This window comes from Nocardia sp. NPDC004604 (genome assembly GCF_040609795.1).
GTDB lineage: Bacteria > Actinomycetota > Actinomycetes > Mycobacteriales > Mycobacteriaceae > Nocardia.
In genome coordinates this window covers 1-19,612 of sequence record NZ_JBEXLC010000162.1, presented here as the reverse complement: position 1 = coordinate 19,612, position 19,612 = coordinate 1, and the positions used below count along the sequence as shown (strand labels likewise).

Genomic DNA, 19,612 nt, shown 5'->3' with positions numbered 1-19,612 from the left:
ACAGAATGCTGTGCCCGAGACTGGACACCGGGAACAGTTCGCTCACCCCTTGCAGCGCCCCGACGACGATCGATTCCAGATACGTGATGGCCATGTGCTTTCCTGTCGAGGGTCGGGGCGTGAATGCCTGGCTGGTCAGTCCACACAGGGGATGTTGGATCCGATGCTGGTGGTGACGGGTTTGCCGGAGTCGGGTGCCCCGTCGGCGGGTGTGGCGGTGGTGGCGCCGGTGGACGAGGTCGTGGGCGAGCCTGCGCCGGTCGCGGTGGTGGTGCTCGATGATGATGTGCCGGAACTCAATTCGTCGGGCATCGTGAAGTCGCTGCCGATCACGATCTTGATGTAGCCGGAGTCGAGGTTCTTGGAGGCGGCAGTCGGTAGCCCACCGAGTAGGTCCGCGGCCTGGGTGGCATCGGTATCGGCTCCGGTGCCGTAATAGACGACCGAACTGGAACCATCGGTATAGGCGGCGTTGCCGATGGTGCCCTTCTGGAATCCCCTGTCGGCCAACGCGGTCGACACTTTGGCGGCCATACCCGTCGCGCCGCCCGCATTGACGACGTCGACGGTGCTGGTGGGTGTGGTCTTGGGAGCGCTGGGCGCAGCGGCCTGCACACCGAACGCCGTGCGCACCGCCTTTTTGATGGCGGCCGGGTCGATGATGTTCACGTCTTGGCCGTCGACGGTCTGGTATCCCTGCACCGGCAGAGTCTGAAATTCGATAGGAATCGAACCGGCCTTGCCCATGGTCCGCGCGAAGTCGAGTACGTCCCAGCCTTGGGAGAGCACCACATCGTTCTGTGCGGCGTTGATCAGTTGCTGCATTTTGCCGACGTTGGTGAGTGTGCCGGACTCCTTGAGTTGCTTGGCGACCGAGGTGAGGAACGCCTGCTGGCGGTGGGTGCGGTCGAGGTCGCCGTTATCGAGTTCGTGGCGCTGTCGCACGAACGACAGCGCGTTGGCGGCATCGAGATGCTGGGGTCCGGCCGGGAACACCGCGCCGGAGTAGTACTCGTCATTGACGGAGTGGTTGAGACACACATCGACGCCGCCGAGAATGTTGGCCAGGTCGTAGAAACCGACGAGGGAAACCTCGGCGAACCGGTTGATCGGTACTCCGGTCAGTGCCTTCACGGTCTGCACGATGGATTCGCGGCCGGCCTCTCGGCCCTGGCGTTCCAGTTCGACCTTGTCTTTGACGCCCTGGTTGGCGAGCTTCTGCTCGACTGTCACCTTCTTCAGCCCGTAGGCTTCCTTGATCTTGGCGTGGTCGTAGCCCGGGATCCCGGTGACCGCGACGTAGTCGTCGCGGGGAATGGAGAAGGCGGTGATCTTCTTCAGATCCTTCGGAATGTGTATCAGGATCAGCGAATTGGCGTTGTAGCCGCCCTCGCTGCCGTCACCGGCGTGCAACTGGTCCATGACGTCTTTGGGTAGATCGTTGCCATTGCGGTCTTTACGTGTGTCCAGTCCGATGAGCAGGATGTTCATATCGCCGTCGAGCGCGGCGGCGTCCTCGGAACTGATGGCCCCGGACCGAGCAAACCCGTCATCGACGGCGCGCTCGGTGTAGTAGGCGAATCCGGTGCCCGAGACGACGACCACAGCGGTGGCGGCCACTACCAGGCGCGCGGCGGTCCGTGCGACCCTGACCTGCCATGACGACGATTGCGCGGACCGGGGGCGGCGGTGAGGGCGCACCGGCACATACCGGTCGGTTGGGCCCTCGGCGGTTTCGAGCGCCTCCGCGAGCGGCGCCCGCCCAGCACCCGAGCCCACCGCCCGCGCACCGGCACCGCGGGTCACCGTTCCCGAGCCTTCCCGCCCGACGCGCGCACGCCCCGCGCCCGATCTCCCCCCATGCTCCGCACGAGAGTCACCGCGGTCTGCCGCGCGGTGCGAACTCCGGGTGCCCCCGGCGCGGGCGGACACCTCGCCAACCCCTTCGACAGGCCTTTCCGGTCGAGCATGACGACCACCAGACCGGGGAACCACGACCGGGATCGGTTCGGTTTCGTCACTCATCTCGCGTCAAGCCTCACATCACCGTGCCGCGCGGAACCCACCGGCACACTTCACCAGGTTGAACCATCCTGCACGACGTCTCCGACACGAGCACATCACACCCCGCACGGCACGACGGGTTGAAACGTGAAGTTCAGCGGCTGCGGAATCGATCCCGCAGCAGCCGTCTACTGTCGTGGTGGTCAGAAGTATGGGTCCGGTTGGGCGGCGGCTTCGACCGGATGCCCATCAAGCGATCGGCGCTCAACCCTGATCGGTCAGACCGTGAGAACCATGCGGTATCGAGCCCGTCCTTGTTCCATGGCGGCATATGCCTCGGCGGCTTGATCCAGTGGCCGTTCCTGGATTCGCGTGCGCACGCCGGATAGGACCGCGAATTGCATTGTTTCCTCGATATCGCGGGCAGTGCCGGAGGCGTGCCCGGTGACGCTGAGTCCGGTCGTGATCAGCTGCGTCGGGCTGATCGGCAGTGGCTCGGCGCTGATGCCGATGGCGATCAGCTCACCGCGCGGTAGCAGTCCACCGACCGTTTCGGCCATCGCCGTGGCGCTGCCCACGGCCCCCAGCACGACCGACGCACCGCCGAGTCTGCGCATCGCTTTACCGACGTCGCCTGCGGTCGAGTCGATGTAGTGGTGGGCGCCGAGCGCGTGGGCGTCCTCGGCCTTGTCCGCGCCGCGGGCGATCGCAATCGTCTCGAAGCCCATCGCGCGGGCGAACTGCACGCCGAGGTGGCCCAGGCCACCGATCCCCAGAATGGCGACGCGGTCGCCGGGCACCGCCCTGGTTTCGCGAAGCGCGTGGTAGGTGGTCACTCCGGCACAACCCATCGGCGCGGCCTCGGCCAGGGAGAGCTCATCAGGGATGCGGGCCAGCGCATTGGCCGGAACGGTCACCGACTCGGCGTATCCGCCGGGGTACTGCCAGCTGGGGACCTGAATGTTCCGGCAGTTGATGAAGTCGCCTTTCCGGCATGGGACGCACTTGCCGCAATGCCCACCGAACCAGCCCACTGCGACACGGTCTCCGACGGCGTAGTTGTCGACACCTGGACCGAGTTCGGCGATCGTGCCCGCGATCTCATGCCCCGGTGTCAGCGGCCACGACAAGTTCGGGAACGCGCCGCCGACGAACGCACGGTCGGTGCCGCAGATCCCGCAGGCGGAGACCGCGAGGCGCACGTGGTCGCGAGGCGGTGACGTGGTTTCGACATCGACCAGTTTCAACGCCGCACCGGCGGACTCCACGTGAACAGCCTGATGAGTAGACATCGGTATCCTCGCTTTCCCTGGGAAGCGGCGGCGTCGGCAACCTCACCGCAGCAGGATCGAGGCAGCCGCGCCCGGAATTCTCGAACGGTATCGGGCACCAGATGAAACAACAGTTATCTTTTGTTGCCTTCGGCAACCCCGGATGACATCGACGCTGTATCGCCTTCAACGACGGTGTCAGCGACACCCTGGTCACGCCCGTAGAACTAGCTGGTCGTGCGAGCCAGCAGACAGGTCGTCATCCATCCTGCGCGGCGTCGCACGCCCCAGTGCACAGGCACCGGTCCAAAACGATGCCGTGAGAATCATAAGCCGAGCGATACCGTCGACGGGTCGGTCTTGCATCAGGTGACAATCGTCGATGCCAGGGCTTGCATGAACGCGTGCATACCCGCCAGCGTGTGTGCGGGCATCATGATGTCGCAGTACGGCAGGGCCGCCGCCATCGCACCGGTGGTCGGCTGGAATCGGGAGTCGCCGGCACGGGGATTGAGCCAGATGACCCGCCAAGCCCGGCGTCGGATCCGGGCCATCGCACGGGCGAGGATATCGGGCGCATCGCTATCCCAGCCGTCGGATGCGATGACGACGACGGCGCCGCGCACCGCGTTGCCGGACGGAGTTGCGAGCAACGTGCCGAGACATCGGCCGATATGCGTGCCGCCGTAGCGGTCGACCACCTTGTCGTTGGCCCGGGCCACCGCGACATCCGGGGAACGGTGTGCCAGCACCGAGGTCAGCCTGGTCAGCGAGGTGGAGAAGGCGAACACCTCGGGGTGATCGGGCGAACGGCGCTGCATTGCGGCGCGCATCAGGTGCAAGTAGATCGTCGAATACGGCTGCATCGAGCGGCTGACGTCGCAGATCATGACGATTCGGCGCGGGCGGCGGCGGGGACGGGTGCGGACCAGCACCGCCGACTCCCAGCCAGTGCGGCGGGAGTTGTTCATCGTGGCCCGGAAGTCGATCCGCTTACCGTGCGGATGGCTCGCGTAGCGCCTACTGCGGCGCTGCGGCCAGCGCGCCGACGCCTGCTCCAGCCAGGCACCGACCGTGCGCAGATCGCCCGGATCGAAGCGAGCGAACGGTTCCTGTGCGCGTGCCGCGAACCGGCTCGGCAGCACGTCGGGCAGCGCCACCCTCTGGTCGGTCGAGTGGTCGGCACCAATCGCTGATTGCAGTGTCGCCCAAGGGACTTCACCGCCCTGCCGAGACTGTCCCCGACCGCCCGGACCCGGCGCCGACGCGCGTTCGGTCGGCAGTCCATGGGTTCGGCTCGGCGGGTCCACACCCAGCACCGCGTCGGCGAACACCGCCGCGAAGACCGCGTCGAAGGCGCCGAGATCCTGCATGCGATCGACGAGCGTGAGTCGTGCAGCCCAGTAGAGTTCGGTGCGCGAGCGCGGCGCCATGCGACGCAGGGCCTGCACGAAGAGCGCGGGTCCGCTCGGCGCCACCGCGACGCCACCACGGCGCAGCCGCGCGACCACCGCGACAGCGAATGCCGCCAGATCGACGCCGCGCAGCAATACCGCTCGCGTCATCGCTTCCCGCGCATCTGCCTGCGTACCAGAATGATTCCGAGCACGGCCGCGAGTACAAACGCGATCGTGGGCGCATACTTCTTGATCATCGCGGGCCCGACGAGCTCGACGAGATCGAGCGGCTCGGGCTCGGTTTGCGCAACCGGTTGCGGCCGCGCTGCTCGGCTGTCCGGCCCGGCTGCCGCTGCTGCGGCGGCCGAATCGCCCGCTGCGAGTTTCGCTTCCAGAGATGCCACGAATTGACCGATCATCTTCTCCGACACCTGCTGCAACATCCCGCTGCCGAACTGGGCGAGCTTGCCGACGATCTTGAGGTCGGTGTCCACGGTGACGCGCGTCTGGTCGCCGTCCTCGCGCAATTGTGTGGTGATGGTCGCCGCCGCGTTTCCGGATCCGCGTGAATCCCGGCCGCTGCCGTTGATGACGGCGCGATGGTCGTGTTCGTCGCGCTCGACGAAATTCGCCTTCCCGGTGAATTCACTGGTCACCGGGCCGACTTTGACCTTCAGTTTGCCGAGGAAGTCCTCGCCCTCCCAGCCGACCATCTGCGCGCCGGGCATGAGCGGAACCACCTGTTCGAGATCGGTCAGTACGGCCCACGCCTGCTCGACGGGTGCGTGGACGGTGAACTCATTAGCGATCTTCATCGGAGTATCCCTCTCATCCGGTGGCCAGGCTCTGGGTGAATTCGACGAATGCCTCGCGGACGGTGGTGCGGTCGTCGGGTGTCTTCGCGAGTGCGCTCAGCGCCGCGACCGCCTCCGGCGCGGTGAGATCGGCGACGCCGAGCGTCACCAGCGCGGCAATCCAGTCGATGGTTTCGGCGACGCCGGGCGGCTTGTCGAGATCGAGATCGCGGGCGCGACCGACGAATTGGGTGGCATGCTCGATCAGCGCATCGGTTGCCCCAGGCACGGTGCGTCGCACGATCGCCACCGCACGGGCCGGTTCCGGGTAGTCGATCCAGTGGTAGAGGCAGCGCCGCCGCAGCGCGTCGTGCAGATCGCGACTGCGGTTCGAGGTCAATACCGCGAGCGGAGGGTGCTCGGCAACAAAGGTCCCGAGCTCGGGAACGGTCACCGTGGCCTCACCGAGAAATTCGAGCAGTAGGGCTTCGAATTCGTCATCGGCACGGTCGATTTCGTCGATCAACAGCACCGGGGGCGTCGGGCCGCGATATCGCACACAGCGCAGGATCGGGCGGTCGACCAGGTATGCCTCGGTGAACAGGTCGGCTTCGGTGAGGGCGGCGCCGCGCGCCTCGGCGAGGCGGATGCTGAGCAGCTGACGCTGGTAATTCCAGTCGTACAGCGATTCGCTCACGGTAAGGCCCTCGTAGCACTGCAGGCGGATCAGCGGTGCGCCGAGCACGGTGGCCAGAGTCTTCGCCGCCGTCGTCTTGCCCACGCCCGGTTCGCCTTCCAGCAGCAGTGGCCGCCCCAGCGTGGTGGCCAGATAGAAGGCGGCGGCGGTGCCGGTATCGAGCAGGTAGTCGTCGGCGTCGAAGCGTCGCACCACGTCCTCGATATCGTCGAACGGCGACATCATGGTGACGTCGCGGCGCGCAGGCGCTCGTAGTCGTCCCAGGTGTCCACGTCCAGGGGCATCGGTGCGTCGACGTCGAGTCGAGACACCGTGACGCGGCCCGACTCGATGATCTTCCATACGGCCTTGTCGCCGTGCAATCGGGCCAACTCGCCGAATACGCTGCGACTCAGCCAGAATGGATGCCCGATACCGTCGCGATAGCGGCAGACCGTGATCGCGGTGGAGATTCCCTCGGCGATCAGCCGGTCGACGGTCGCCGCCGACAGACCCGGTTGATCACCGAGCATCAGCACGACTCCAGCGGCCCGGGGATGCACCGCGCTCAGTGCCGAACGCAGCGACGACGAACAGCCCGAATCGAAGTCATCGGCCATGACAACCTCCACCCCGGTGAGATCGACCTCTTGGCGCACCGCCGCCGCCGCGCCGCCGAGCGTGACGATGATCTGATCGAAGGCGCACGATCGCACCACGTCGAGGGTGGCGCCGAGAACCGTTGTATTCCGGTACGGCAGTAGCTGTTTCGCAGTACCGAGACGCCGTGAGGTGCCCGCGGCGAGTACCACTCCGGTGACGACCCCGCTCGTCATGGGCCCGTCTTCGTCGCTGCGAAGGAATCGCGGCAGCCGGAACTGCAGAACCAGTAGTCGATATCGTCGACGGTCAGATGCGGTGTGTCCGGCCCGACCGCCACGGTCATGCCGCACACTGGATCGAGCGCCTCGACCGCGACATTCCCCGCGCGGGGCGTGACGGCCAAACCACCCTTGCGGACCGCCTGGATCACTTCCGCGACAATCGAGACGGCTATCTCCGCGGACGTCTTTGCGCCGATGGGCAAACCCACCGGGGTGTGCACGCGAGCCCGTTCGGCGTCGGTCAATTCGAGTTCGTCGAGGATCGACGCGCCCCGAATCCTGCTGGCCACCAAGCCGACATACCCCACACCCGCGGCGAGCGCGACGCGGATCATTTCGGCTTCCGGGCCACCATGACTGGCGATCACCACCGCCGTGGTATCGGCCAGCGCATCCAGCGAGTCGGCTTCGGCAGCACTGCGCTGCACCCCGAAGCCCACCAGTTCGCACGCGTCGGCCAGGGCGTCGGCGATGGGTGTCGCGCCGCAGATGCGCATCAGCGGCGCGGGGATCTGCGGCTCGAGGAATATCTCCAGCGCTCCGCCGGACAGACAGGGATTCACCACCACCGCCGCGCCGGGCGCTTCGGGAAAATGCAGATCGCCGTCGGGCAGCACGCGCAGCAGCACACTCTCGTGCGACTGCAGGGCACCCAGCGCCGCCTTGCGGACCGAGTTCTGGGCGCACTGGCCGCCGACGAATCCTTCGATCGTCCCGTCCTGCAACAGGATCGCCTCGTCCCCGGCGTGCGCCGAGGTCGGCTGCTGCGCGCGCACGACGGTCGCGTGCACGAACGGCGTCCGGGTGCGGACCAACTGCTGTGCACGCTCGGTCATCTTCATCGGTGATCCCATCGCTTGCACCCACTCAGATGGGCGGTGTGGCCCGGCCCTGCATCGCTTCCCACACCCGCGACGGTGTCAGCGGCATGTCTGCGTGCCGAACTCCGAACGGCGCCAACGCATCCACCACCGCATTGACCACCGCGGGCGGTGATCCGACCGTGGCCGATTCGCCGACGCCTTTCGCGCCGATCGGGTGGTGCGGCGACGGGGTGACCGTGTACCCGGTCTCGAAATGCGGAACCTCGAGCGCCGTCGGAATGAGGTAGTCCATCAGGGATCCGCCGAGGCAGTTGCCGTCCTCATCGAAGGCCATGATCTCCATCAGCGCCATGCCGATGCCGTCGGTGAGTCCGCCGTGTACCTGGCCCTCGATGATCATCGGATTGATCCGGGTGCCGCAGTCGTCGACAGCTAGGAAGCGCCGGACCTTTACCACGGCCGTCCCCGGGTCGATATCGACGACGCAGAAGTACGCACCATACGGGTAGGTGAGATTCTCCGGGTTGTAACAGATCTGCGCATCGAGTCCGCCCTCGATGCCCTCGGGCAGATCACCGGTACCGTGTGCGCGCATCGCGATCTGCTGGATCGTCACGGCCGCGGACGGATCGCCCTTGACGTGGAACGAGCCCTTCTCCCACTCGAGGTCGGCGACGGAGACCTCGAGCATGCCCGAGGCGATGATCCGCGCCTTATCGCGCACCTTCCGCGCCACCAGTGCGGCAGCGGCGCCCGAGACCGGTGTCGACCGGGTGCCGTAGGTGCCGAGGCCGAACGGAGTCTGATCGGTGTCGCCGTGCACGACGTCGATGTCGTCGGGTGGTATGCCGAGTTCCTCGGCGACGATCTGGGCGAACGTCGTCTCGTGCCCTTGCCCCTGGGTCTGAACCGATAGGCGCACAACGGCCTTGCCGGTCGGATGGACACGCAGCTCGCACCCGTCGGCCATCCCGAGTCCGAGGATATCCATATCCTTGCGCGGACCCGCGCCGACCGCCTCGGTGAAGAAGGACATCCCGATGCCCATCAACTCACCGCGGGCGCGCTTGTCCTGCTGTTCTTTTCGCAAGGCGTCGTAGCCGATCATATCCATCGCCAGGCGCATGGTCTTCTCGTAGTCGCCGGAGTCGTAGACCCAACCGGTCTTGCTCCGGTAAGGGAACTGTTCGGGGCGAAGGAGATTCCGCAGCCGTAGCTCGGCCGGATCCATCTTCAGTTCGTAGGCGAGGCAATCCACCAATCGCTCGACGAAGTACACGGCCTCGGTGATCCGGAACGAGCACGCGTAGGCAACGCCGCCGGGGGCCTTGTTCGTATAGACCGCGGTCATCTTGCAGTAGGCGGCCTCGATGTCATAGCTACCGGTGAAGACGCCGAAGAAGCCGGCCGGATACTTCAACGGCGCGGCCTGGCCGTTGAAGGCGCCGTGATCGGCGAGCACGGTCGACCGAATGGCGAGGATCTTGCCGTCGGCGTCGGCGGCGATCTCGCCCACCATGATGTAGTCACGGGCGAACCCGGTGCTGGTGAGATTCTCGCTGCGATCCTCCATCCACTTCACCGGTTTCCCCAGCAACAGCGACCCGACGATGGCGCAGACGTATCCCGGATAGATGGGCACCTTGTTGCCGAACCCGCCGCCGATATCGGGTGAGATCACCCGGATCTTGTGCTCGGGCAGCCCTGCCACCAACGCGTAGAGCGTGCGGTGGGCATGCGGCGCCTGGCTCGTCGACCACAGCGTGAGCTTTCCCGTCACAGGGTCGAGATCTGCGACGGCGCCACAGGTCTCCATCGGGGCGGGATGCACTCGCGGATAGACCATCTCCTGCTTGACGACGACGTCGGCGCGCGCGAACACCGCCTCGGTCGCGGCGGCATCGCCGGTCTCCCAGTCGAAGCACCGGTTGTCCCGCTTGCCCTCGAGATCATCGCGGATCACCGGCATATCGGGCGCCAGTGCGGTCCGGGCGTCGATCACCGGATCGAGCATCTCGTACTCGACATTGATCAGCTCCAACGCATCACGCGCGGAGTAGCGATCCTCGGCGACGACGAAGGCCACCTCCTGGCCCTGGAACCGGACCTTGTCCGTCGCCAGCACCGCCTGCACATCGTTGGACAGCGTCGGCATCCAGGCCAGTCCCTTCGCCGCGAGGTCCGCACCGGTGACGACCGCCTTGACCTTCGGATGTGCCTGTGCCGCGGAGATATCGACGCTCACGATCCGTGCGTGCGCGAACGGGGAACGCAGTATCGCCATATGCAGCATGCCGGGCAGCTGGACATCGTCGACGTAGTTGCCGCGTCCGCGAATGAACCGCGGATCCTCTTTGCGGAGCATCCTGCCGTGACCGCACGGCTTGTGGTCGTTGTCGACTCGGTCTTCGGGCCGGGACTCGACGGTGGTCATGACGTGCTCCCCACCGGCGTCGGTGTGGCGGCGGGTTCGGGCTCCACAGCTTCGCCTCGTTGCTTGGCCGCGGCCCACTGAATCGACCGCACGATGGTGGTATATCCGGTGCAGCGGCAGATCTGGCCCGAGATCGCCTCCCGGATGGTCTGCTCGTCGGGATTCGGGTTGCGGTCGAGCAGGGCGCGGGCGGTGATCAGCATTCCTGGCGTGCAGAATCCGCACTGCAACCCGTGACACTGCATGAAGCCCTCCTGCACGGGATCGAGTTGGCCGTCCACCTCGAGCCCCTCGACGGTGCGCACCGAACGACCACCGGCCATCACGGCCAGCATCGTGCACGACTTCACCGGTTCGCCGTCGACCTCCACCACACACGTGCCGCAGTTGCTGGTGTCACAGCCCCAATGGGTTCCGGTGAGCCGCAACTGATCTCGCAGGAAGTGCACGAGCAGGGTGCGTGGTTCGACCTCCGCGGTCACCGGCTCGCCGTTGACGGTCATGGTTACCTGCATGGCTAATTCCCTTCCAGCGCAGATTCGTTGAGTACGCGCTCGACCGCGGTGCGCAGCGCGCGAATCGTCAGTTCGGACGCGAGATGGCGCTTGTAGTCCGCGCTGCCGCGCGCATCGGAGACAGGTGAGCACGCTGCGCTCGCCCGGCGGCCCGCCTCGGCGAAAACGTCTTCGGTGGGCGGCTCACCGATGAGTGCGTCCACCGCGGCGGCGAGCGCCGCCGGATCGGGGTTGACCGCCGTCAGACCGATCCGCGCGGCCGCTAACGCCTCGCCGTGCAGAGTCACGGTCGCGCCTGACGCCGCGATCGCCCAGTCGCCGACCCGGCGCTCCACCTTCACATAGGCACTCGAGGTCCGATGCCGCAGGGGAATTCGGATCTCGATCAGAAGTTCGTTGTGCGACATCGCGGTTTCGTACGGACCGACCAGGAACTGGTCCATCGCGATCTCCCGGTCGCCGGTCGGTCCACGCACCAGGCAGGTAGCGCCGAGCACCGTGCAGACCGTGCAGAGATCTTCGGCGGGATCGGCCTGGCACAGCGAGCCGCCGATGGTGCCGCGGTTGCGCACGACCGGATCGGCGATCACGCGCTCGGCGTCACGGAAGATCGGGCACACCGCGGCGAGATCGTCGGACTCGAGCAAATGCCGATGCCGGACCATCGCACCGATGCGAACCAGGGTCGGATCGGTGACGATGTATCCCAGTTCGGCAGCCAGGTCGTTGATGTCGATGAGATATTCCGGATTGGCCAGACGCAGCTTCATCATCGGTAGCAGGCTGTGCCCACCCGCGACGATGCGCGCCTCCTCGCCGAGCCGGTCCAGTAGTCCGATGGCGTGATCCACGCCAGTTGCGCGCTCATATTCGAATGGCCCAGGAACTTGCATGTGATCTACCTCACATCAATGGGAAGAAGCTCAGCCTCTGCTCCGCTGATGCGATCGTCAAGACCGAATTAAGCAATCACTTAACTGGCTGTTTGCGCCTTGTGGTGGATGCGGCCGCCGGTCCGGGTCAGCGAGTGGCCGTGCCCGCCCCAGCGTCGCGCGATGATCTCGGCCGCGATGGACACCGCCGTCTCTTCGGGTGTCCGGCCGCCCAGATCCAGCCCTATCGGGCTGGCCAGCCGGGCGAGTTGTTCGTCGGTGAGGCCCGCCTGTCGCAGCCGGGTCAGGCGCTCATCGTGCGTACGGCGCGACCCCATGGCGCCGACATAGCCGATCTCCGGCGCGCGCAGGGCCACCTCCAGCAGCGGAACGTCGAACTTGGGATCGTGGGTCAGCACGCAGACGACGGTCTGCGAATCGATCGCGTCCGCCGCAATCTGCGCGGCCAGGTAGCGGTGCGGCCAGTCGACGACGACCTCGTCGGCCGTCGGGAACCGGGCGGAGGTCGCAAAGACCGGCCGCGCGTCGCACACCGTCACCCGGTACCCGAGGAACGATCCCTGCTGTGCGACGGCGGCGGCGAAATCGATCGCCCCGAACACCAGCATCCGCGGCTGCCGGGCATAGCTGGCGACGAAAACCGCCATACCCTCGCCGCGACGCTGCCCGTCCGGTCCGTAGGACAGCACCTCGCTGCGGCCCGCCGCGAGCAGCCCGCGGGCGTCATCGATCACCGCATCGTCGGCCCGCGCCGACCCCAAGGTGCCGTGCGCGGTGCCGGGCCGGATCAGCAGCCGTCGCCCTACCCAGTCGGCGTCGGAGTGCTCGATGACGGTCGCAATCGCGACCGGCCGGTCGGCGGCAATGTCCGCGGCGACCTCGCCGAGTTCCGGAAACGTTTCCCGCGAGATCGCCTCGACGAAGATGTCGATGATGCCACCGCAGGTGAGGCCGACGGCGAATGCGTCGTCGTCGGAGAAGCCGAACCGCTCCAGCACCGGGCGACCGCTCCGGATGACGTCGGCGGCGAGTTCGTAGACCGCGCCTTCGACGCAGCCACCGGAAACCGAACCGCCGACCGTCCCATCAGGGGCGACGACCATGGCCGCGCCAGGCGGTCGCGGCGCCGAGCGGAAGGTCCGCACGACCGTCGCGACTCCAGCCGTACCCCCGGTGTTCCAGGTTGTCATCAGATCCGTGAGCACGTCCTGCATGGCGCGTCCTCTGGGCGCGATGCGGCTGTGGGCGCCGCATCCACCTCCAAACTAGACTCGGATTGTGACGCCCGCCCAGCTTCGGGCCTACTCGACCGTGGTGCGGCTCGGCTCCGTCCATGCGGCGGCCAGAGAGCTGGGGATGTCCGACGCCGGGGTCTCGACGCATATCGCCCAGCTGCGTAAAGAGCTCGACGACCCGCTGTTCACCCGCACGGCGGCCGGTCTGGCCTTCACGCCAGGTGGGTTGCGCCTGGCCAGCCGGGCGATCGAGATTCTCGGACTGCAGCGCCAGACCGCCATCGAGGTGAGCGAGGCGGCGCACGGCCGACGGCTGCTGCGCATCGCGGCATCGAGCGGGTTCGCCGAACATGCCGCGCCCGGCCTCATCGACCTGTTCGCGGCGCGGGCGAAGGATCTGTCGGTCGAGCTGAGCGTTCATCCCACCAGCCAGTTCCGCAGCCTGATCGAGACCCGTGCGGTGGATATCGCGCTGGGCCCCGGGCAGAACGACACCGACACGACCATCACCACCCGGCCGTTCCTGAAGTATCAGATCATTTCGGTCGCCCGCCCCGACAGCCCGCTGGCGGACACCGCACCGCATCCGGCGCTGCTGCGGGAGCAGCAGTGGATGCTGGGCCCCGGCGCCGGCAGTGTCGACGGACATATCGCAACGATGCTGCGCGAGTTGGCCATTCCCGAATCACATCAGCGGATCTTCCAGAGCGACGCTGCCGCCCTGGAAGAGGTCCGCCGGGTCGGGGGCATCACCCTGACGATCGGCTTCGCCGTCGCCTCCGACCTCGCGGCCGGTCGGTTGAGCCACATCAGGGGAGCGGGCCTGCAGGTATCCGATGAGTGGTGCGCGACCACCCTGCCACCCGACACCCGCCAGCCCGCGGTGTCGGAACTGCTGCGCTTCATCACTACCCCGCGGTGCATCCAGGCGATGATCCGTGGATCCGGAGTCGGCGTCACTCGGTTCCGCCCGAAGGTGCATGTGACGCTGTGGAGTTGAACGCGGGCACCGCGCGGCGCATCGGCCGGGAACCACACCGAGGAACTCACCGCGGTGTGTTCCGAAGTACGTACCGGGCCCAACGGAGTCCATCGACGAACTGACCGCTATCCGTGCCCAGGTTGGGAGGAGTCCATGTTCGACCTCGAGGAAGCGATCAGGGAGCGCCATTCGACGCGGATGTTCCTACCTGATCGACCGGTGCCGAGAAGTTTGGTGGATGAAGCGCTCACCCTTGCTGTGCGTGCGCCGTCGAACTCCAATATCCAGCCGTGGCAGATGGTATTCGCCTCGGGAGCTGTCCGCGACCGTCTCGTGGCCGCCCTACTGCACGAGGCTCGCAGTCGGCCGCCCAAAATCCCGCCCCTGCCCCATGCTTTCGCGCACGTGCGCCGGGAACTGGGCGCCCAGGTCTATGGGTCGATGGGCATCGCTCGTAAAGACACCGAGGCCAGACGGGAGGCTGTGCTGCGCAACTGGGAGTTCTTCCGCGCACCATTGGCGGGCATCGTCTGCATGCACCGCGACCTCGGCAGGGTCGATGCTCTCGGCGTAGGGATGTTTCTGCAAACTTTGCTGCTGGCCCTGACGGCGCGCGGCCTGGGAACGTGCGTTCAGGTCTCGATCGCGGGGTATCCCGAGATCGTCCATGCACAGCTCGCCATCCCATCGGAGCTTTCGGTGCTGTGTGGGCTGGCGGTCGGCTACCCCGACCCGTCCTTCCCCGCAAACGGTCTCCACATCGGCCGCCGCGCCATCGGCGAGAATGTGGTATTCCACGACGCCTGATCGACGGGCGCAGCTCGGTGCCACGCATGCCGGGATCGCGCGGCAGGATCCCTATCTGGAAAGGCTCAGTGGGATGTCGTGGGTCCCACCGGATGCAATGACCAAGGCACCACCTCGAGTGGGACTGACGCGGCGGATCTGTCCATCCGGCTCGTCTTGGATCCGGTTGTGAAGTCGGGATCGGTCCCGATGATGACGCGGCCTTCGCTATTGACCAGCACAACCCGCTGGTCGAACGTCTGGAATCGCGGTAGCAAGACCTCCTCGATCGCGGCAACCGGCACATCGGCACCGGCGATTCCGAGGAAAGTTCCCGACGTGATCGTCACCGGTATCGCGAATGTGCACACGTACTCGTCGGTGCACGCGTAATCGAGGTGGGGCCCCTGCACCCATCGCCGACCCTGGTCGCGGGGAACCGTGAACCAGTCCATTTTGGTGTAGTCGTAGAAGTATTCACTATCGGGATTCATTTCCAGGTTCAGCCGGTGCCCGTCCGGAAGCCACCAATCCAGGTGTCGAGGGCGATCGGCGAGAACGCCGTCGGCCATCACGACGCCTGCGCCGTTGAATAGTCTTCCGCGCCGCTCCAGCTCGCCGAGAATGGTCTCGCGCAGCGATGCCAGATCAGTCGACCGAGGAGCGAAGGGCGGCTTCTCGGTGAGACCATCCCAGAGGCTTGTCAGCGCGGTCCCGATGGTTTTCAGCGACACGTAGACCTCGTCGGCCAGTTTTGTGACGGAATCAGCGAGCGACTCGATGGTCGCCCGGACCGGAATGTTATCGATATCCCTCATCAATCACTGAGCTCCAAGCGTAAGGCGACGAGGCGGCGGATACGTGATTCCGCCTGCGATTCTGCCAGTTCTCTCGCCCGAGCATCGTCTTCTCGTTCGATCGCGTCCACCAGATCACAATGGACGGTCGCCTCGGCTGCTGGATCCAGTTCCAGCCGCGGCAGCCAGAGCAGAGCGGAGAGTTCGGCCTGCAGACCGACCTCGGCGCGGGTCAGCCGGGTGGACTGCGCGCACACCGCCATCTCGATATGAAAGCGGCTGTCGGCCCGGCGTGCCGAGACAAGATCGGTGCTGCCCTTCAGCCGGTCGGCCAGGGCACGGAGCCGGGCTATATCAGCCTGCAACCCGCGGCGCGCGGCAAACACCGCGACCGCTCCGGCAACGGCGAAGTGCTCGTCCCCCAGATCGCGCAGTTCCTGGATGCTCATCTGTTGCAACCGTGCCAGCGAGGTGCTCTCGAAGACCTCCGCCGAAGCGCTGATGAAGCTGCCGCCGCCGCGCCCGCGCTTGGTGTGGACGATGCCCTGCTGCCGAAGTACGACCAGCGCCTCCCGCAAAGTCATGGTCGATACACCCAACTGGTTGGCGAGATCGACCTCGCTCGGCAACTGCTGGCCGTCGACCATCACCCCGAGGCTGATCGCCGCAGACAGCCGCTGCACCACGGCCTCGGTTTTCGGACCGCCACCCTCGAGCGGTGACAGCACGGCACCGAGTGCGGTCAATCCGACCCTCTTCTGCTGGGACAACACGACTCCTCGGGTGGCGGGGACGTAACACAATTCTAGCCAACTAACACTTGAAATATGAACTATAAAGTTAGATGTACGCTGGCCGTACCCCGCACCCGGGGTCACCCTGGCCGCATCGGCCGGGGCGGTGGATGCAGCCAGCGCTGACCGCACCACCACGAGCACGGAATACCCCGCACAGCCGCCGTACATCCACTTCGACGCCCACTCGCCGAACCGTCAGCCGACGAGGCGCGACCTGGCTGGACTCGAACCGTAACCCGATCCTTACGGTGACCGCTTGAACTATGACCTCTAATATCTTATGTTAAAAGCCATGTGAATTGCCCCACCCGACACCTTGACGCGCCGACGTCACGATCGAAGCAGGAATTCCCCTATGTCCGAGAATCCGACCCCGCCTTCGGAGCACCTCCAGTGGTGCACCCGTGGCCGTGCTGAGTCGCCAGCCGAGATGGCGGCACATAGCCAACTGCGGCCGGTTCATAGCGGTCGCCAAATGTACGAGGGGAGCCGACGGCGGAAGGGTATCGAAGATGGATGAGGATCTTCGCCGAACAGAGGTCGACGGATTCTGTGTGACGTGGCGCTTGGTTCAGCATCATCTGATCGCAATTATCGCCGTGGACAATGCATCCAACGCTTCGCCGGTCGCTTCCTTCTGCCCGAGCAACTACCCGGATCTCGCGCGGGCGCGAGAACTCTTTCCGGAGCTGGCGAAGCTATGGGATGCGGTCCGCCGCGAATTCTGGACGAAACTCATTCCGCCGCTGCCGCTATCGGCCAGAAAGCAGGTATTGGCATAACGTCGCCGAGGGCGGACTGTCCGTAGGCGGAGTTGGACGGCCCGAACAGATCTGCCTTGTCGGATCGTGCATCTGCAGCGACGACATCTGTCACCGACCGAGTCGATGAACTTGCGGATCCCGGTTTCGGCGAATTGGGACGTTCTCCACTGAGCGGGAGGGCAGGGTCTTCATCGGATCCGGGACGACTCTCCCCTCCCTCGTCACGTTGCAGCAAATTCCGGGCTTGCCGATATGGCCGACGAGGTGGTGGGCTATTCGGAAGCGCCATAACACTCACGTCCCCGATTCCGCTCGCCGTTCGGTCGAGAAGGAAGGCGGTTCACCAGGCAATCGCGTGGAGTAGCCAGCCAGATCTCAGCGCCGAGATTTCGAGGGAGCAGCATATGGACGACGAGACCGAACGCACGCCGCAGCTCACGGCGTTCCCACGCATCGACGACTACGGCTTCATCTCCGACTGCGAGGTCACCGCGCTTATCGCCCCCAGCGGAGCCATCGAGTGGATGTGTCTGCCCCGCATGGACTCCCCCAGTGTTTTCGCAGCGATACTCGATCGTTCCGCCGGTTCGTTTCGGTTCGCCCCAGCCGACTTGATGGTGCCAACCGATCGCCGCTACGTCCCCGGCACGATGGTCATGGAGACGAGTTGGCGCAGTGGCGAAGGGTGGGCGACGGTTCGCGATGTGCTGCTGGTCGGGCCGTGGCGGCACCAGGTACCCGGCCGTAGCGCTCATCGTCGAACCCCCACCGACTACGACGCCCAGCACATTCTGCTGCGGACGGTGCGCTGTGAGACCGGACAGATCCAGTTCGGGCTCGACTGCCAGCCGTCCTTCGACTACGGCAGACATCTTGCCCGCTGGGAGTACCTCGACAGTTACCATCTCGCGCAGGCCAGTGCCGACGGGATCGATCTGCAGCTGACGCTCAGCACCGATATGCGCTTGGGACTGGAGGGTACACACGCGCTTGCGCGCACCCTGCTGAAGGCGGGTGACACACGCTTTTGCGCGCTCGCCTGGGGCAGTCGCGACGCGCCCCGCGCCATCGACGAGGCCGATGAACGGCTGCTGCAGACAATCCACCACTGGCGGCACTGGCTGGCCGGGGGGCGGTTTCCGGACCATCCGTGGGCCGCCCAGCTCACCCGCAGCGCGCTGACCCTCAAGGGGCTGACCTTCGCACCCACCGGCGCCATCAGCGCCGCGGCAACCACCTCATTACCCGAAACCCCAGGCGGACAACGCAATTGGGACTATCGCTACTCGTGGATGCGCGACTCCGCCTTCGCGCTGTGGGGCCTGTACACGCTGGGCTTCAGCTGGGAGGCGAACGACTTCTTCTCCTACATCATGAACTTGACCGAAAACGTCCGGGACATGCAGATCGTCTACGGCATCGGCGGCGAAAGCGACCTCACCGAGCAGATCCTCACCCACCTGCGCGGCTACGAAAATGCCGGACCCGTGCGCGTCGGCAACGACGCGTACCGGCAACGCCAGCACGATGTGTGGGGCGCTGCGCTGGACGCGGTCTATCTCTACGCGCGCAACCAAGACCAAATCGACGCGCGAGCCTGGCCGGTGCTGGGCCGGGCGGTCAAAAGCGCCCTCACCTACTGGCGCAAGCCCGATCATGGCATCTGGGAAGTACGCGGGGAGCCCCAACACTTCACCTCCAGCAAAGTGATGTGTTGGGTTGCCGCCGATCGCGGTGCCCGGCTGGCCCGCATCCACCAGGACTTCGAACGCGCGCATCGCTGGCAAGAGGCCGCAGACGAAATCCATGCCGACATATGCGCTCATGCGGTCGACTCCCGGCAGGTGTTCACCCAGTACTACGGCAGCACGGCGCTGGATGCTTCGACCCTGCTCATCCCGCTGGTTCGTTTCCTGCCCCCCGACGACGACCGGGTACGCAATACCGTGTTTGCCATCGCCGACGAATTGACCGACGACGACCTCGTATTGCGCTACCGCGTCAGCGAAACCGACGATGGCTGCACAGGGGAAGAAGGCGCCTTCACGATCTGCTCGTTCTGGCTGGTCTCGGCGCTGTCGGAGATCGGCGAAAAGAAGCGAGCCAGACAGCTGTGCGAGAAACTGCTCGCCTACGCCAGCCCCCTCGGCCTCTACGCCGAGGAGATCGACCCCCGAAGCGGGCGACACTGGGGCAACTTCCCCCAGGCGTTCACCCACCTCGCGCTGATCAACGCCGTAATGCACGTCATCCAGGACGAACAGACCACACTGCGGCAGGCACTCGGCGGGGAATCCATCGCCCCACGACTGGACGATGCGTCGATCACACTGGGATACATGCACCGCTGACCGCGACGGTTCAGCCGTTTGCCGCCAATTCGGCTGCCGTGTGCGCGATTTCGTCCGCCTCCTCCTGCCCGCGCAACATGAGACCACCTCGGCCGACCAGTCCCAGCTCGACTGACCCCGCAACGGCGGCGGCGCCCGAACATACCGCGGGCTCGGCGATCGGTGCTCCACGAGGATGGCGGGCGGTGGTGCGGCCGATCGGACCGCC

General features: G+C 66.0%; 18 protein-coding genes and 1 pseudogene. 4 read left to right on the top strand and 15 right to left on the bottom strand.

Annotated elements, in window-relative coordinates; all coding sequences use genetic code 11:
- From ABZW16_RS36975 to ABZW16_RS36920, 12 genes and pseudogenes are all read right to left on the bottom strand, one after another.
- Nucleotides 1–94: pseudogene (locus tag ABZW16_RS36975) on the bottom strand (undecaprenyl-diphosphatase); the annotation flags it as partial.
- Nucleotides 95–135: 41 nt separating this feature from the next.
- Complete coding sequence (locus tag ABZW16_RS36970) at nt 136–1,806, bottom strand: LCP family protein (RefSeq protein WP_354960787.1); 1,671 nt, start codon at nt 1,804–1,806, stop codon at nt 136–138.
- A gap of 476 nt (nt 1,807–2,282) precedes the next feature.
- Complete coding sequence (locus ABZW16_RS36965; protein ID WP_354960786.1) at nt 2,283–3,296, bottom strand: alcohol dehydrogenase catalytic domain-containing protein; 1,014 nt, start codon at nt 3,294–3,296, stop codon at nt 2,283–2,285.
- Between the two features lie 344 nt (nt 3,297–3,640).
- Nucleotides 3,641–4,840, bottom strand: a complete 1,200-nt coding sequence (locus ABZW16_RS36960; RefSeq protein ID WP_354960785.1) for a VWA domain-containing protein — start codon at nt 4,838–4,840, stop codon at nt 3,641–3,643.
- Complete coding sequence (locus ABZW16_RS36955; RefSeq protein WP_354960784.1) at nt 4,837–5,487, bottom strand: SRPBCC family protein; 651 nt, start codon at nt 5,485–5,487, stop codon at nt 4,837–4,839. Before ABZW16_RS36955 ends, ABZW16_RS36960 begins: the two co-directional genes overlap by 4 nt.
- A gap of 13 nt (nt 5,488–5,500) precedes the next feature.
- Nucleotides 5,501–6,388: a MoxR family ATPase gene (locus ABZW16_RS36950; RefSeq protein ID WP_354960783.1), complete on the bottom strand. Its 888-nt coding sequence runs from the start codon at nt 6,386–6,388 to the stop codon at nt 5,501–5,503.
- Nucleotides 6,385–6,978 (bottom strand): nucleotidyltransferase family protein, encoded by a 594-nt coding sequence (locus tag ABZW16_RS36945; protein WP_354960782.1) that lies wholly within the window; start codon nt 6,976–6,978, stop codon nt 6,385–6,387. Before ABZW16_RS36945 ends, ABZW16_RS36950 begins: the two co-directional genes overlap by 4 nt.
- Complete coding sequence (locus ABZW16_RS36940; RefSeq protein ID WP_354960781.1) at nt 6,975–7,868, bottom strand: XdhC family protein; 894 nt, start codon at nt 7,866–7,868, stop codon at nt 6,975–6,977. Before ABZW16_RS36940 ends, ABZW16_RS36945 begins: the two co-directional genes overlap by 4 nt.
- Nucleotides 7,869–7,893: 25 nt before the next feature.
- Entirely contained in the window at nt 7,894–10,284 is a 2,391-nt protein-coding gene (locus ABZW16_RS36935) for an aerobic carbon-monoxide dehydrogenase large subunit (protein WP_354960780.1), read from the bottom strand.
- Nucleotides 10,281–10,799 carry a (2Fe-2S)-binding protein gene (locus tag ABZW16_RS36930; RefSeq protein WP_354960779.1) on the bottom strand — a complete coding sequence of 173 codons (519 nt, stop codon included), beginning with the start codon at nt 10,797–10,799 and terminating at the stop codon, nt 10,281–10,283. Before ABZW16_RS36930 ends, ABZW16_RS36935 begins: the two co-directional genes overlap by 4 nt.
- A 2-nt stretch (nt 10,800–10,801) precedes the next feature.
- Entirely contained in the window at nt 10,802–11,692 is an 891-nt protein-coding gene (locus tag ABZW16_RS36925; RefSeq protein ID WP_354960778.1) for a xanthine dehydrogenase family protein subunit M, read from the bottom strand.
- Between the two features lie 80 nt (nt 11,693–11,772).
- A complete protein-coding gene (locus ABZW16_RS36920) occupies nt 11,773–12,906 on the bottom strand; it encodes an XdhC/CoxI family protein (protein WP_354960777.1) in 1,134 nt (377 codons plus the stop codon).
- 64 nt (nt 12,907–12,970) lie between these two features.
- Here ABZW16_RS36920 and ABZW16_RS36915 point away from each other — a divergent pair, with 64 nt between their 5' ends.
- The gene (locus tag ABZW16_RS36915; RefSeq protein WP_354960776.1) at nt 12,971–13,927 is read left to right on the top strand and encodes a LysR family transcriptional regulator; all 957 of its coding nucleotides are present in this window, start codon (nt 12,971–12,973) and stop codon (nt 13,925–13,927) included.
- 135 nt (nt 13,928–14,062) lie between these two features.
- Nucleotides 14,063–14,716, top strand: a complete 654-nt coding sequence (locus ABZW16_RS36910) for a nitroreductase (protein WP_354960775.1) — start codon at nt 14,063–14,065, stop codon at nt 14,714–14,716.
- Nucleotides 14,717–14,781: 65 nt separating this feature from the next.
- On the opposite strand, the gene ABZW16_RS36905 is transcribed toward ABZW16_RS36910, so the two are convergent.
- Together ABZW16_RS36905 and ABZW16_RS36900 are read right to left on the bottom strand one after the other, a co-directional pair.
- Nucleotides 14,782–15,513, bottom strand: a complete 732-nt coding sequence (locus ABZW16_RS36905) for a cache domain-containing protein (RefSeq protein ID WP_354960774.1) — start codon at nt 15,511–15,513, stop codon at nt 14,782–14,784.
- Entirely contained in the window at nt 15,513–16,262 is a 750-nt protein-coding gene (locus ABZW16_RS36900) for a GntR family transcriptional regulator (protein WP_354960773.1), read from the bottom strand. The genes ABZW16_RS36905 and ABZW16_RS36900 overlap by 1 nt, the downstream gene beginning before the upstream one ends.
- Nucleotides 16,263–16,801: 539 nt before the next feature.
- Between ABZW16_RS36900 and ABZW16_RS36895 the strand changes: the two genes are divergently transcribed.
- Entirely contained in the window at nt 16,802–17,071 is a 270-nt protein-coding gene (locus tag ABZW16_RS36895) for a hypothetical protein (protein ID WP_354960772.1), read from the top strand.
- 386 nt (nt 17,072–17,457) lie between these two features.
- Nucleotides 17,458–19,404, top strand: coding sequence for a glycoside hydrolase family 15 protein (locus tag ABZW16_RS36890; RefSeq protein ID WP_354960771.1), 1,947 nt, complete (start codon nt 17,458–17,460; stop codon nt 19,402–19,404).
- A 10-nt stretch (nt 19,405–19,414) separates the two neighbouring features.
- Here the strand turns inward: ABZW16_RS36890 and ABZW16_RS36885 are convergent.
- A partial coding sequence (locus ABZW16_RS36885) for a hypothetical protein (RefSeq protein ID WP_354960770.1) occupies nt 19,415–19,612 on the bottom strand: 198 nt, incomplete at its 5' end.